At 68.2% G+C, this 14,436-nt stretch carries 12 protein-coding genes; 1 reads left to right on the top strand and 11 read right to left on the bottom strand.

Annotation, left to right across the window (positions count from 1 at the left end; genetic code table 11):
* Positions 1-208: 208 nt before the first annotated feature.
* The 11 genes from BUE30_RS03855 to BUE30_RS03805 form a co-directional block, all read right to left on the bottom strand.
* On the bottom strand, positions 209-1,432 hold the full coding sequence (locus BUE30_RS03855; RefSeq protein WP_073326559.1) for an aminotransferase class I/II-fold pyridoxal phosphate-dependent enzyme: 1,224 nt from the start codon (positions 1,430-1,432) through the stop codon (positions 209-211).
* Between the two features lie 33 nt (positions 1,433-1,465).
* Complete coding sequence (locus tag BUE30_RS03850; protein ID WP_083601111.1) at positions 1,466-2,353, bottom strand: ABC transporter permease; 888 nt, start codon at positions 2,351-2,353, stop codon at positions 1,466-1,468.
* Complete coding sequence (locus BUE30_RS03845) at positions 2,346-3,299, bottom strand: ABC transporter permease (protein ID WP_073326558.1); 954 nt, start codon at positions 3,297-3,299, stop codon at positions 2,346-2,348. The genes BUE30_RS03850 and BUE30_RS03845 overlap by 8 nt, the downstream gene beginning before the upstream one ends.
* 85 nt (positions 3,300-3,384) lie before the next feature.
* Positions 3,385-4,995, bottom strand: a complete 1,611-nt coding sequence (locus BUE30_RS03840) for an ABC transporter substrate-binding protein (RefSeq protein ID WP_212590706.1) — start codon at positions 4,993-4,995, stop codon at positions 3,385-3,387.
* A 71-nt stretch (positions 4,996-5,066) separates the two neighbouring features.
* Positions 5,067-5,993, bottom strand: a complete 927-nt coding sequence (locus BUE30_RS03835; protein WP_073326556.1) for a 2-hydroxyacid dehydrogenase — start codon at positions 5,991-5,993, stop codon at positions 5,067-5,069.
* Between the two features lie 100 nt (positions 5,994-6,093).
* Positions 6,094-7,080, bottom strand: coding sequence for an ABC transporter ATP-binding protein (locus BUE30_RS03830; RefSeq protein ID WP_073326555.1), 987 nt, complete (start codon positions 7,078-7,080; stop codon positions 6,094-6,096).
* On the bottom strand, positions 7,077-8,087 hold the full coding sequence (locus tag BUE30_RS03825) for an ABC transporter ATP-binding protein (RefSeq protein WP_073326554.1): 1,011 nt from the start codon (positions 8,085-8,087) through the stop codon (positions 7,077-7,079). Before BUE30_RS03825 ends, BUE30_RS03830 begins: the two co-directional genes overlap by 4 nt.
* Complete coding sequence (locus BUE30_RS03820; protein ID WP_073326553.1) at positions 8,084-9,679, bottom strand: DUF885 family protein; 1,596 nt, start codon at positions 9,677-9,679, stop codon at positions 8,084-8,086. Before BUE30_RS03820 ends, BUE30_RS03825 begins: the two co-directional genes overlap by 4 nt.
* The gene (locus BUE30_RS03815; protein WP_139300478.1) at positions 9,676-10,785 is read right to left on the bottom strand and encodes a Gfo/Idh/MocA family protein; all 1,110 of its coding nucleotides are present in this window, start codon (positions 10,783-10,785) and stop codon (positions 9,676-9,678) included. Before BUE30_RS03815 ends, BUE30_RS03820 begins: the two co-directional genes overlap by 4 nt.
* Positions 10,782-11,864 carry a ketopantoate reductase family protein gene (locus BUE30_RS03810; RefSeq protein ID WP_073326551.1) on the bottom strand — a complete coding sequence of 361 codons (1,083 nt, stop codon included), beginning with the start codon at positions 11,862-11,864 and terminating at the stop codon, positions 10,782-10,784. The genes BUE30_RS03815 and BUE30_RS03810 overlap by 4 nt, the downstream gene beginning before the upstream one ends.
* Positions 11,865-11,869: 5 nt before the next feature.
* Positions 11,870-13,048 carry a hypothetical protein gene (locus BUE30_RS03805; protein ID WP_212590705.1) on the bottom strand — a complete coding sequence of 393 codons (1,179 nt, stop codon included), beginning with the start codon at positions 13,046-13,048 and terminating at the stop codon, positions 11,870-11,872.
* Positions 13,049-13,215: 167 nt separating this feature from the next.
* Here BUE30_RS03805 and gcvA point away from each other — a divergent pair, with 167 nt between their 5' ends.
* A complete protein-coding gene (gcvA, locus tag BUE30_RS03800) occupies positions 13,216-14,112 on the top strand; it encodes a transcriptional regulator GcvA (RefSeq protein WP_170865607.1) in 897 nt (298 codons plus the stop codon).
* Positions 14,113-14,436: the final 324 nt, after the last annotated feature.

The following is a 14,436-nucleotide window of genomic DNA, read 5'->3' as shown; positions in this document are numbered from 1 at the left end:
GATCGTCATGACGGAAAGCTAGACGGTACTCACCGTGGGGGTGCCGATCGGGCCGTCGTCGCACGGTCTGTTGCTTCAGCGAGCCATGCATGGCCTAGCCAATGCCCGGGTCGGTGCAGCGCGGTCAGGGAAAGCAGGGAAGGTAACCCTTGCGGGCAACGTCGCTTCGCAGAGCTTGCGAAAGACACCTCTCCCCTTCGGGGCCCCGCTAGACCGCCCGCTCCACGACCCCCTGCTCTACCGCTATCGCAGAGAGAACCCCCACCATTCGCTCCAGCGCGCTGGACCAGCCCGCTTCGTCCCTCGCGTAGCACAGGCGGAAGCAGCCCTCGCAATCGGGACCGAACTGGTAGCCCGGGCTGACCAGAACGGCCGCGTCGGTGAGGAGGCGTTCGGCCAGCTCGCGGCTGGGCAGGCCGAGGGCCGAGGCGTCGCACCAGGCGTAGGCCGTGCCCTGCCCAGTCGTGACCTTCAACCAGTCCAGAGGCTCCAGCGCCCGGCGGGTCATCGCCCGCAGGCCGGTCAGATCCGGCTGGCGGGAGGCGAGCCAGTCGGCATCGTCGCCCAGCCAGCGTGTCAGCAGCGACTGGGCATAGGCAGGCGCGCGCAGGGAGGTGACGGACATCACATCCTCCATCTGGTCGATCAGCGCGGCGGGGCCGATCGCGACGCCCAGCCGGTAACCGCTGAGCGATTCCGTCTTGCTGGGGCCCAGCAGCGTGATCGTCCGCTCGGCCATGCCCGGTTCGGACGCGATGTGGCGGAATGGCGTTCCGTCATGCAGCAGCCGGCAATAGAGCTCGTCGGCGACGACCGTCACGTCGTGGGCCACGGCCAGCTGCGCGATGGCGGAGACGGTGGCGGCGTCGAACACCGTGCCGGTCGGGTTGTTGGGATGCGAGAAGACGAAGACGCCGGCGCCGCCCGCGAAGGCTGCTTCGAGCGCGTCGAGGTCGGGGGAAGCGGCGGCGAGGTCCAGCGGCACGTGGCGGACCGATGCGCCGAGGAAACGGGCCATCCGCTCGTCGAAGAGGTATTCGGGGGACAGCAGGACGATCTCGCCGCCCTCCGCCGCCGTGGCCGAGATCGAGGCGAAGAGCGCCGATTGCGTCCCCGCTGTCAGGATCACGTTCCCCTCCGGATCGATCGGCAGCCCCAGCAGGGCGGAGGCGTTGCGCGCCACGGCCTCGCGCACGTCGAGGTGGCCGCGATAGGGGCTGTAGGCGCGGCTGCCGTCGATCGCCGCCGCGTGGAACGCCCGCGCCGCCCAGTCCGGCGGCGGGAAGCGGATCGTGTCGAAATGGGTCGTGTCGAGAAAGCCCTCGGGCGCCTTCGCGATGAGGGCGAGGTCGGCGTCGCGGGCACTGGCGCCGGCGACGCGGCCGGGCAGCCGCAGCCGCTCGAGCCGCGCGGGCCTGTCGGTGCTAGTCATGTAGGGATCTCCTCGAAGGACGGGCGCGCCGGCTCAGCCGCGCGGCTCCATGGCGTCGCGCAGGCCCTCGCCTACGAAATTGACCGCAAGCACGGTGAAGAAGATGCACAGCCCAGGCGGGATCGCGAGCCAGGGCGCGATCGACAGCCAACCGCTGGCGCTGTTGAGGATGTTGCCCCAGGTCGGAACGGGGGGCAGGATCCCGAAGCCGAGGAAGCTCAGGCCCGATTCCAGCATGATCGACGTGCCGACGGCGAGAGTGGCCGCGACGGTGATCGGCCCCAGCGCGTTGGGCAGGATATGACGCAGGATCAGTCGGGGGCCCGCGGCGCCGAGCGCGCGAGCTGCCTCGACATATTCCCTCTCCCGCAGCGCGAGGAATTGCGAGCGCACGAGCCGCGCGGTGCCCATCCAGATCAGGCCGCCGACGATGACGATCAGCAGGCCGGGGCTGGGCCGGAACAGGGTCGACAGCAACAGCACCAGCGGCAGCGTCGGGATCGAAAGCATGACGTCGGTGAACCGCATCAGCAGCATGTCCCATATGCCGCGATAGAACCCCGCGACGGAGCCGATCGCCGTGCCCACGAGAGTCGAGATGATCGCACCCAGCAGGCCCACCCCCAGCGACACGCGCCCGCCATACACCAGCCGGGTCAGCGCGTCGCGCCCCAGCTCGTCCGTGCCCAGCCAGTGCTCGGCGGAAGGGGGCGTCGGCACGCCGAGGATGGTGAAGTCCTGCTGGTCGTAGCGATAGGGCAGGAACCAGGGCGCGGCGATGACGATCAGCGCCATCAGGATCAGCACCACGGCGCCGACGACGGCCAGGCGATGGCGCATGAACCGCGCGGCCATCTGGCGGTAGGGCCGCCGGCTGCGGGCGGTCTCGACCTCGAGCGTCTGGGTGGTCAGGTCAACCATGGCGGATCCTCGGGTCGAGCGCGGCATAAGCGAGGTCGGCGATGATGTTGGCCAGCACCACGCCGACGGATCCCATCATCATCAAACCCATCAGCATCGGGTAGTCGCGGCCGTTCATGCTCTCGATGAAGAGACGGCCGATGCCCGGCCATGCGAAGACGGTCTCGGTGATGACGGCGCCCGAGATGATGGTGACGAAGTCGATGGCGATCACGGTCACCGCCGGGATCATCGCGTTGCGCAGGGCGTGCAGCGCGATGACCGCCGTCTCGCGCCGTCCCTTGGCATAGGCGGTGCGGATGTAGTCCTGTCCCAGCACGTCGATCATGCCCGAGCGGATGTAGCGGCTCCAGCTGGCGATCGTGGCCAGCGACAGGACCGTCACCGGCATGATGAGATGAAGAAGGCGGTCGCTCAGACTGCCGTCACCGACGGATTTCATCCCCGCCGAGGGCAGCCAGCCCAGCCAGATCGAGAAGATGAGCTGAAGCAGAAGCGCCGACCAGAAGACCGGAAGCGAGATGCCGGCGAAGGCCCCCAGCGTCACCGCCTCGTCCAGACGGCTGCCCCGGCGCGCGGCGCTGATGACGCCCAGCGGCAGGGCCAGGCAGAAGGCCAGCGCCATCGAGATGCCGCCGAGGAGGAGCGTGGGTCCCAGCCGCAGCACGATCTCGTCGAGGACGGGCCGGCCGGTGCGGATCGACAGGCCCCAGTCGCCGACGACCATGGCCGAGAGCCATTTGACGTACTGGATCGGCACCGGATCATCGAGGCCGTAGCGCGCCCGGATCTGGTCCAACGCCTCGGCGCTGACCGAGGGATTGTCGGCATAGACATCGAGCGGGCCGCCGGGGGCGAGGTGGATGATGGTGAAGAGCACCAGCGAGATCCCGAAGAGGAGCGGGATGGCCCCGAGCAGGCGGCGGATGAGGAAGGACAGGCTCACGGGGCGGCGGGCTCTCGCGGTGAAAGGATCGAAAAAAAGGGGGGGCGCGCCCGCGGAAGCCTGCGGGCGCGCCCCCAGGGGGAGCTTACTCCTCCGAGAGATACCACTCGGCAGTGTCGACGAAGTTGGTCATGTTCGTCGGGTTCGGCGTGAAGTTCTGCAGCCGCTCCGTCACCGTGATCAGCGAAACGTTGGTGGTGAGCGGAAGGGTCGGCAGGTCCTCGGCCACGATGCGCTGGATGTCGGAGAAGGCCCGCATCCGGGTCTCGGTGTCGATGCTGTTCTCGACCGTCTCGAACACCGCGTCGAGCTCGGGGTTCGAATAGCCCTGCCCGTTCAGCGCGCCCTCGGTCCCGTAGAAGATCGAGTAGACCGGGTCGGCGGAGGTGATCCACCGGCCGTAGTAGAGGTCGTAATCGCCGTTGTAGCGGGCCTCGCGCAGGGCGACGCCGGCGCGGTTGTCGGGGACGATCTCGATCCCGACCTGCGCAAGCTGGGCCATGATGATCTGCTGGATGTTCTCGTCATCGGCGGATCCGGCGGCGGTCACGTATTCGAAGGACAGTCGCTCGCCGTCCTTGGTGCGGATGCCGTCCTCGCCCATCGTGTAGCCGGCCTCGTCGAGGATCCGGTTCGCCTCCTCGGGGTCGAACTCGTATTCGGGCGTGTTCTCGTCGTAGAACTCGAAGATCGGCACGACGATGGACTTGATCGCCTCGGGGAAGCCGCCCTGCGCCTGGATCAGGACGTTCCGGTCGATCGCATGGGCGAAGGCCTGGCGCACGGCGATGTCGGCCAGGAACTCGTTCTCGAAGTTGAAGTCGAGATGGCCCCAGGACAGGAGCGGGCCGACGATCAGCTCGTAGCCGCCGAAGCTCTCGACCTGAGCGGCCTGGTTGTAGGGCGTCTTGACGACCATATCGAGCTCGCGCGAGCGCAGCTGCGTCATCAGCGTGTTGGTGTCGGGCACGATGTTAAAGACCAGCCGGTCGAGATAGGGCAGCTGGTCCCCGTTCTCGGCGGTGCGCCAGTAATCGGGGTTCCGGTCGAGGACGACATACTGGCCGCGCGCGAATTCGGTCGCCATGAACGGGCCGGTCCCGACGGGCAACTCGTTGTATTCGTGGGTGTTCAGGTCCTGCCCTGCCAGGATGTGCTCGGGCATGATGCCGAAGGTGAACAGGGTCGATGCGAAGTCCGGCACGATCGAGTCGTAGTTCACGATCACGGTGTAATCGTCCGGCGTCTCGATCGAGGTGATCGATTCCGTGCCGGACTTCGATTCAGCGATGAACGCGGGATCGCGAACCGCTTCCCAGGTGAAGGCGACGTCCTCGGAGGTGAAATCCTCGCCGTCATGCCATTTCACGCCTTCGCGCAGCGTGTAGGTGATGGTCATGGACTGGCCGTCCTCGGAGACGACAATGCCACCGTTCTCGACCGTCGGAACCTCGGTGGCGAGGACGGGCACATATTGGGCGTTCTCGTCGGGGGCGAGCAGGCCCTCGATGATCGTGTGCTGGGCGTCGGCGAGATAGCCCGTCGAATAGGTGTTCATCGTGTCGATCTCGTAGGTGAGACCGACATTGAGCGTGCCGCCGTAATTCTGCGCGACCGCGACGGTGCCGCCCATCGCGGCGAGGGCGAGGCCGGCGGCCCCGGCCTTCAGCATGGCTCTGCGGGTGGTGGTCATCATGGAGGGTCTCCTTGTCGGTGATGTCATGGATCGTGCCGGGTTGGCCCCGGGCTTCTCGCGGACGCGGCGGGTCAGTAGCCCGCCGCGCGGTCGACGACGTTGTGCATGGGCTCGCCCGCCTGGTGGCGCCGGATATTGGCGGCCATCTCGGCGACGGCCGGCCCGGGATGGGTCGGCGCGGCGACATGGGGCGAGACGAGGACGTTCGGGTGGCGCCAGAGGGGGTCGTCCTTCGGCAGGGGTTCGGTGCGGAAGACGTCGAGCGCGGCGCACGACAGGCGGCCGCTGTCCAATGCGGCGATCAGGTCGGCGTCCACGACATGGGCACCGCGCGCTCCGTTGACGAAGAACGCCCCCGGCGCCAGCCGCGCCAGCAAGGCGGCATCGACGATGTCGCGGGTCGCCTCGGTCAGAGGCAGCAGGTTGACGAGCACGTCGGCCCCGGCAACCGCCTCGCCCAGTGCCTCGGCCCCGAAGGCCTCGCATCCTTCGACCGCGCCGCCCGACCGGCTCCACACCCGCGTCATGAACCCGAGGGCGGCCAAGGCGCGGGCGGCGGGGGTACCGAGGGCGCCGGCACCAAGGACGCAGATCGTCCGCTCGTCGGCGAGCCTCTCGCGCTCGGGCGCCCAGCGGGCCTCCGGCTGGATGCGATGGTAATGAAGGATGTTGCGATGCCAGGCCATGACCTGCGCAAGCACCCATTCGGTCATCCCACGGGCGAGGCCGTCATCGACCATGCGGACGATCGGCATCCCGTCTGGCACCTCGCCCGAGGCGAGCAGATGCTCCACCCCGGCATTGAGGCTGAGCACGACCTCGACCCCCGGAACCGAGGCGATGGTGCCGGGATCGGGCCGCCCGACGACGATGTAGGGCACGGGCGCGTCGCCCGTCGCGGCCGGATCGGTCAGGACCTCGGCCTCGGGAAGTTCCTGGCGGAACATGCGGGCGAGGCCTTCGCGGTCGCCCTTGGATGCGATGCAGATGCGTATCATGACAATCACGCTACCGGGTGTCGGGGGACGAACAACGCGCCAAAAAATCGGTGATGCCCTGCATTGAACTCATGCACGGGGCGGGGCGCAACCGGGCGGCTCACCCAGGCACCAGGTCGATCTCGTCGGCGCGGATGCACGCGACGCGGTGGTCCGCCCCCTTCGTTTCCAGCGGCGGCACGGTGGCGGCGCATTCCGGCTGGGCGAAGGGACAGCGGGTGCGGAAGATGCAACCCGAAGGCGGCGAGACAGGACTGGGAAGGTCGCCCGTCAGCATGATCCGGTCGGTCCGTCTGTTCGCGTCCACCTGCGGTGCCGCGTCCAGAAGGGCACGTGTATACGGATGCCTGGGCCGCTGATAGATTTCGGCGACCGTGCCGCTCTCCATCACCTTGCCAAGGTAGAGGACGATGACCCGGTCGCACAGGTATTCGATCACCGACAGGTCGTGCCCGATGAACAGGATCGACAGCTTCATCTTCTCGCGCAGTTCGGCAAGCAGGTTCACGATCTGCGCCTGGATCGACACGTCGAGGGCCGAGACGGGCTCGTCCGCGACGATGAAGGCCGGCTCCACCGACAGGGCGCGCGCGATGCCGATGCGCTGACGCTGCCCGCCGGAGAACTCATGCGGATAGCGCTCGGCCGCCTGGGGCGGCAGGCCGACCGTCTCCAGCAGCGCGGCCACGCGGTCGCGGCGGTCGGCGCGGCTGCCGATGGAGTGCAGGTGCAGCGCCTCGGACAGGATCTCGCCCACGCTCATCCGGGGATTGAGGCTGGCGAAGGGGTCCTGGAAGATGATCTGCATGTCCGACCGGGCGCGGCGCAGATCGGCGGGCGACATCCCGGTCACCTCCTTCCCGTTCAACCGGACCGAGCCCCCCGTGGGCTCGATCAGGCGGAGCAGCGATCGGCCCAGTGTCGTCTTGCCCGAGCCGCTCTCGCCGACGAGGCCCACGACCTCGCCGCGCCCCATCTCGAACGACACGCGGTGCACCGCGCGCACCGTGGCGCCGGCGTTGAACATCGTGCGCCCGACCGGGAAGTGGACCTCAAGGTCGCGCACCTCGATCAGCGGCTGGGTCATACGATCTCCCTCCAGCGGCGGCAGCGGGCATGGTGGCCGGACGCGACGCCCTCCAGCACGGGGACCGCCGCGGTGCAGGCCTCCTGCGCCCAGGCGCAGCGGGGGGCGAAGTCGCAACCCGGCGGCGGCTTCAGCGGATCGACCATGCTGCCGGGGATGGCCTGCAGCCGGTCGCGCCGGCCGGCGGCGCGGGCGGCGTGATCGGTGCGCGGCACGCTGGCCAGCAGGCCGCGCGTATAGGGGTGGCGCGGGGCGGTCAGGATCTCGGCCATCGGCGCATCCTCGACGATCCGCCCACCATACATGACGGCGACCCTATCGGCGATCTCGGCCACCACGCCGAGATTGTGGGTGATGAAGAGGATCGCCATCCCGAGTTCGTCCTGCAGGCGGCGCAGCAGCACCAAGATCTGCAGCTGGACGGTGGAATCAAGCGCAGTCGTCGGCTCGTCCGCGATCAGCAGGGTCGGGTTGCAGACCAGCGCGATGGCGATCATCACCCGCTGCCGCATCCCGCCCGACAGCTGATGCGGATAGGCCTCGGCCCGGCGTTCGGGCTCGGGGATATCGACCAGCTTGAGCATCTCGACCGCGCGGGCGCGGGCAGCCTTGCGGCCCAACCCCTCGTGCAGACGCGCGGCCTCGGCGATCTGGGCGCCGATCCGGTGCGCGGGGTTGAGCGAGGTCATCGGCTCCTGAAAGACCATCGCGATCTCGCTGCCCCGGATGCCGGCCATTTCGCGCCCCGGCAGGTGCACCAGATCCCGCACCGTGCCGTCACGGCCCCGGAACAGGATCTCGCCACCCGCGATCCGGCCCACGCCCTCGGGGATCAGCCGCATCGTGGACAGCGAGGTGACCGACTTGCCCGACCCGCTCTCGCCGACAAGGGCCAGCGTCTCGCCGGCGGCGATGGATAGGTCGACCCCCTTCACCGCGCGCAGCAATCCCGCCTCGGTCCGGAATTCCACCACCAGGTCGCGGATATCGAGCAACTTGGCACTCATGCGCGCAAGGATCCTTCCGCGTCCATAGCCTCTCCCACCACGGCGAGCGGCACGTGCCCCTGCGCCAGCAAGCGGTCGTGAAAGTCCTGCAGATTGCCGGTCCAGCGGCGGCGCAGCGCGCGGATCCCCTCGACCCCCGCCCAGTACATCAGCCGAGAGCCCGGGAACATCGAGTTGCGCACCACCTCGCCCGGCGCCCGTGCGGGGGCGAAGCCCGCCTCATCCACATAGAAGCGGGTCGCCTCGTCCTGGCTCCACGTCCCGGTATGCAGGTTCACGTCGACCAGCACGCTGGCCGCGTTGCGGCGCTCGAAGGATTTGAGCAGAAGGCATTCCGCGGGCGAGTAGAACCCCTCCGCTTCCATCAGAAGGTCCTCGACATAGCAGGCCCAGCCCTCGATCAGGGTGCCCGCGCCGTTGAAGGCAAGGCCCATCGCGCAATCCGTCCCGGCGATCCGCGCGAGCGGAGTCGGTGCGCGGCGGGCATTGGCGTTCTGGGTGTGGTGGCCGACCGATCCGTGGTGGACGGCATGGATCGTCTTGAGCATCGCGGTGGAATGGGCGGCGAGATAGGCGGCGCGGTCGCCACCCTCGGGCGCGACCCAGTAGACGCTGCCCTGCCCCGGGGCGAACGCGGGGGGCGAGCGATAGAACAGGAAGTAGAGCGCGCCGCGGATCGTCCGCGTCCAGTCGGGGAAGAAGCGGTAATCCAGCCCGTATTCCGTCTCTGGCGTCACCAGCCCGTCGGCGGCGGACAGCGCCTCGTCGTCCAGCCGGCGCAGGTCCTCGATCACCTCGTCCTGCGAGCGGGGACCGATGTCGGTCAGGTCGGCGAGTTGCCGTTGCCAGCTGCGGCCCGGGTCGATGGCGTGGGCCATCTCCTGCAGCTCGCGCCCCGTGCTTTCGAAGGTGGCGCGGGCACGCTCCACTGCCTCGGCAGGTCCGTAGGGCAGCTTGTGCTGCTCGCGCATCACGAACGACAGATGGTCGGCTCCGCAAGCCGGATCGGCGTCCGGCAGACCGTCCAGCGCATCGGCGTAACGCTCGAAGGCCCGCGCCGCGTGCTCGGCCGGGGTGTCCCAGGCCGCGGCGTGACCCTCGTGCAGGGCGATGTCCTCGCGCAGGAAGGTCGCCATCGCGGCGCATTCCCGGCGGGCGCGGTCGGCCCAGCCCGCAGGTACGGCGTGACCGGCCAGTGCAGCGGCGCCATCGGAAAGAAAGCCGGGGATCGCGGCAAGGCGGGAGGCGACCGCCCCGGTATCGAAGGGCAAGGCCCGCGGCAGCAACAGCGAGACGATGCCGAAGGCGGCCTCGCCGGTATGCCACGCGGGATTGCGGTGGCGCGGCCGCAACGCCAGCGCGTCATGCTCGACCCGCAGCTCTCCCAGCAGCAACTGCCGGTCGGCGGGATCCAGGTCCTCGGCCGCCCCGACAGCGGCCAGCAGGTCTGCCACCTCTTCCCGCTCCGCCTCCGCCGCCTCCGGGCCGGTGCGCGGCATGCGATGATCGTGTCCCGAAGCCCCCATGAAGGTGGCATCGACCGGCCGCCATTCGAACCGGCAAGCGAGGTATCGATCCAGCGTCCCGCTCATGCGTCGATATCGACCCAGCGGCGTTCGCGATGCGCCAGGATGAAGGCGTCGACGATCTGCTGGCTCTTGGCCCCGTCGAGAAAGGTGCATTCCTGCGGCCGGTCCTCGAGGATCTCGTCCACGAAATGCCGCACCAGGTTGCGGTAGTAGAGTTCGGGCCAGGGCGTGGCGAGCGTGGTGCCCGGCGGCAGGGTGCTTTCGGGCAGGTCGAGACGCCTGAACTCGTAGTTCTCCTTCGTGGCGACCATCAGCGTTTCCTGGACGTCGTATTCCGAGATCAGCCGCGCGATGGCCGCGCCCTTGGAGCCGTAGACCCGGATCTCGACGCCCGGGTAGTTGCCGACCGCGATGTAGCTTGTCTGCAAAGTGCCCTGCGCACCGCTGGCATATTCCACCAGTCCCACGGTGCCATCGTCGATCAGGACGCGCTGGCGCCCTTCCTCGCCCCGGATCACGCGTTCGGGGATGAAGTTCTTCATCGAGGAGACGACGCTGCCGAACTCGCCCCCGATCCAGCGCATCAGGTCGATCAGGTGGCTGCCGTATCCGACGATGGAGGACGGGATCAGCTCGTCCCGCTTGGCGTCCGGGGCGACCTGACGCAGCGGGTAGTCGGGGTCGAGCCATTGCTGGTTCTGCTCGAATCCGTGGATGTGATAGATCTCGCCCAGTTCGCCGCTCTCCACGGCCTGCTGGATCCAGCGGATCGCGGGCGAGTAGCGGAAGGTGAAGCCCAGCTTGGTGCGCACGCCCGCCGCGTCGGCTCGCGCGGCGGCGTCGAAAGCGGGCGCCGCCTCCGTATGCAGCGGCTTTTCCGACAGCACGTGCTTGCCCGCCGCGATGGCATCCAGCGACAACGGCAGGTGGGTGTGGGTCGGCGTACAGACGTCGACCATCTGCACCTCGGGATCCGCGATAAGCTCGGCCGCATCGGTATAGACCTTGCGGGCCCCGAACTTGTCGGCCGCTGCGCGCGCCCGCCCCTCGTCCACGTCGCAGACGGCGACGAGGTCGACGCGCTCATGCGCCTTGTAGCCGGGCAGGTGCGCCTTGTCGGCCCAGGCGAAGGTGCCGATCACGCCGACGCCGAGTTTCGTGTCACTCATGGCAGGGTCTTTCCGCATTCGGCCACGTAGGCCTCGAGTTCGTCGTAGTTGTGGAAGCCGAGCTCGCGTCTGCCGTCCTCGATCTCGTAGATCATCTCGAACAGCTTCGCGTTCAGGCGCGTATCGGCACCCACCGCCTCGCCATAGGCGATCAGCTTGCCGCTGGACGAGCGCGTCTCGGAGGGCCGCTTGCGGTAAACGATGTCCCACCAGATGCCGCTGCCCTTCTTCTTGAAGTCGTGCTGCGGCTTGGTGTCCTGGTCCTTCTTGAGCAGCCAGATCGCGTGATTGACGTTGTCCAGCAGCTTTCGCGTGTCCTCCGCAGTCCTCACCCGGTAGTTCGCGGGGTCGAAGAAGTCGAAGGGCTGAACGTCGATGCCGTTGGCATCCGCGATCTCCAGCGCCTCCTTCACGATGGCGCCTGCGATGCGGGCATAGCGCTCGTTGCCCAGCGCCTCGCGGATCGGCGCATCGACCAGTGCGGAGAAGACGACCTGGCTGGCATAGACCTCCTTGGCCCAGATCTGGCCCCAGATCCGGTCCGAGACCTGAACTTCGGTCAGCGCCGAGAGTGCCTCGGCGATGTCCTTCAGTCGGTCCGACATCGCGCCGTCCATCTCGCCCAGCTGGATCGGACCCTCGTGCACGAACTCGATCTCGCCGGGATCGACCAGCGCCCCGCCGTAATTGGGGATCGACCCCATCACCATCCGCTCGCCCGGCAGGCCCGCCGCGTCCAGCGCGGCGACGAGGTCGGGCTCGTTGAAGCCGTTCTGGAAACTGACGACGCAGCTCTCGGGCGTCAGCAGCGGCGCGATGTCTTCCACTGCCTCGACCGCGTGCTGCGACTTGGTGGCGATCAGCACCACGCCCAGCTCCCCCGTCAGCTGGTCCGGCGTCGCCGCCTTCACCGCCACGTGCTTGTCGCCGCGCACACCGTCGATGCGCAGGCCACTCTCGTTCATGGCGGCGACATGCTCGGCCCAGCGGTCGACGAGGGTCACGTCGTGCCCCGCCTCGGTCATCCAGGCGCCCGCGAGGCCGCCGATGGCGCCCGATCCGATGATGGTGAACTTCATCGCGCTCACTCCGCCGGGAACATGTCGAGGCTGCGCGGGCTCTGTGCCCGGCCGTAGAGCGCCTTGAGGAAGTCGGCCTTCTGCGCGGGGCGGATGCGCTCGCGCACCGTACGAACCGCTTCGTTGCCGGCCCAGTAGCTGGCGATGAACGGGCCCCGGAACGGGTGGGCGGCCATGCGCAGGCGGCCCCGAGCCCAGGCCTCCTGCCCCATCGCGACCTCGCGCAGGTAGCGCATGACTTCCTCGGCCGGCTTGCCCTCGACCATGTAGACCCAGGCGGCCGTCGTCTGCGCGGCCGAGCGCAGGCGGCGCAGTTCCAGGTGGATCTGGTCGTCGTCGTCCTCGATCCAGTCGATCAGCTGCACGCCCTGGTCGCCGATCCCCTCCTGCACGCAGCCGGTGATCGCGTTGGCGGTGATCAGCAGCGCGTCGGCGGTGGCGCGGCCGGCATCGACCTCGGCCCGGGTCGAGATGAGCTGCGTGGAATGTCCGGGAAAGACCTCGTGGCAGACCAGGTGCTTCAGCGCGGCGCGCGTGAAGCTCAGGTCCGTGTTCAGGTCCATCTGGCCTTCGTTGAAGTTGCAGCGCGCGGTGTAGGGCACGTCCGAGACCGGGTGCAGCTGCATGGTGTAGTCGCCGGTATCGAAGATCATCTCGTTGGTGCGTTGCCGCGCCTCGTCCATTAGCTCGGTGAAGACTGCCTCCAACCGCTCCGCATCGATGGCCCGGTCCTCTTCCCAGGCGATGACGCGGTCATGGAGCGAGCCCCTGGTGAAGCCCGAGCCGGCCAACAGCCGGTCGAGGTTGTCGCGCGCTGTCTCAATGATTGCGGGATCGACCTTGCCGCGGGGCGCGCCGACCAGATCGACCACCTTTTCCTCGAAGGTCGGCGAGCCACCCGAGAACAGCCGCACCGCCAGTTTCAGCGAAATGAGCATGCCTTCGAAGAATACCTTGCGCTCACCCTTGGGCAGGCCGTCGATCTCCTTCGACAGAGCCTCGAGATCGGACTGGACCTCGTCCCAGCTGTTGTAGTCGTTGGGCGCCACGATATCGGCGCCCATGTAGATCGGCACCAGCCCCTCACCGTCCAGCAGGCTCCGCCCGTCGTTCCTCGACCGTTCGAAATGGTCTATTCCCATGGTGATGGCGGTCATCCGGCGACCGGTATCGGCAAGTGACATGGCTGTCCTACTCTGCATTCGGCGGGCGCTCGGGCATGTGGAGACGATGTTCGCGCCGGCGGCTTCTCGACGGGGATCGCCCCCGGTTCCGGTCCGATGACAGACGATCTGGCCTCGGCCGGCAACCGGCTTTAACCTTGACCATGCATGAGATGAAGGAATGGGAAATGGCCGGACGCACGATGCCCTCCCTCAACGCGCTGCGCACCTTCGAGGCGGCGGCCAGGCACGGCAGCTTCACTCGCGCGGGAGAGGAGCTGAACGTGACGCAGAGCGCCGCCAGCCGCATGGTCCGCAGTCTCGAGGAATACCTGGAGGTGGAGCTCTTCACCCGCCGAAGCCGCATCATCGAGCTGACCGACGAGGGACGCTACTATGCCGGCGTGGTCGGCGATGCGATGGGCCGGATCGAATCCGGCACGACCGAGCTGATGTCCACCCGCGCCGGGGCCGGGACGCTGACTGTCGGCATCCTACCCACCTTCGGGACCAAGTGGATGATTCCGCGCCTCGGCTCGTTCATCGACCGGCATCCGCATATCCGGCTCAGCGTCGTTTCTGCCGACGGTGCCCCCGACGGGGGCGATTCCCGGCTCGATACCGCGATCCGCTTCGGCTACGGCGAATGGCCCGGCCATGTCGGCCAGCCGATCATGTCGGAGGAACTGGTCGTCGTGTGCAGCCCGCGCATCATGGACGGCCCCTACCCTCTCGTCGATCTCGACATGCTGGCGAAGCACAGCCTGATCATCCATTCCACCCGGCCGCGCGCGTGGGACCACTGGTTCCGCTCCACCGGGGCCGATCCCTCGGCGATGCGCTGGGGGCTGCAGCTGGAGCATTTCTTCATGGTCCTGCAGGCCGCCGTCTCGGGCCTCGGCGTCGCGCTGCTGCCCAGCTTCCTGGTCGAGAGCGACATTGCGGCGGGCAACCTCGTCGCCCCCTTTCCCAACCGCGTCAACGGCCCGGGCGGCTACTACCTCGTCACGCCCGAGAACAAGACGGACCTTCCCCGGATCCGCGCCTTCAGCGACTGGATCACCAAGGAGGCGAAGGACTGGTGAAATGGGACAGGGGCCCGGGCCGCGAGACGGCTCGGCTCGCCGGTCATCGCGGTCATGAGCCGGGAAAGCGGCCCTCAAGTTGCCGGCCCGGTGGGGTGCGGTGCGGACGTGCGAGACTGCATCCGAGGGGTCGATATCGATCGGCGTCTTCTCTGGAGTGAAGGAGGGCCAGGCCTGAAACTTCCAGAAAGGCGCACGTCCAGATCCCACGCTATCGGCCCGGTCGCGCTGGAGTGCCCCCCGTTTCACCGGACAGCCTGGCTGGGGTTGAGCGCTGATCTGAACTCGACAGGCGAGCGCATGGCCAGCGCGGAATGTGGATGG

Source organism: Wenxinia saemankumensis (genome assembly GCF_900141735.1).
GTDB classification, from domain to species: Bacteria; Pseudomonadota; Alphaproteobacteria; order Rhodobacterales; family Rhodobacteraceae; genus Wenxinia; species Wenxinia saemankumensis.
Note: the sequence above shows the minus strand (reverse complement) of the source record. Positions and strands in the feature narration are given on the sequence as shown.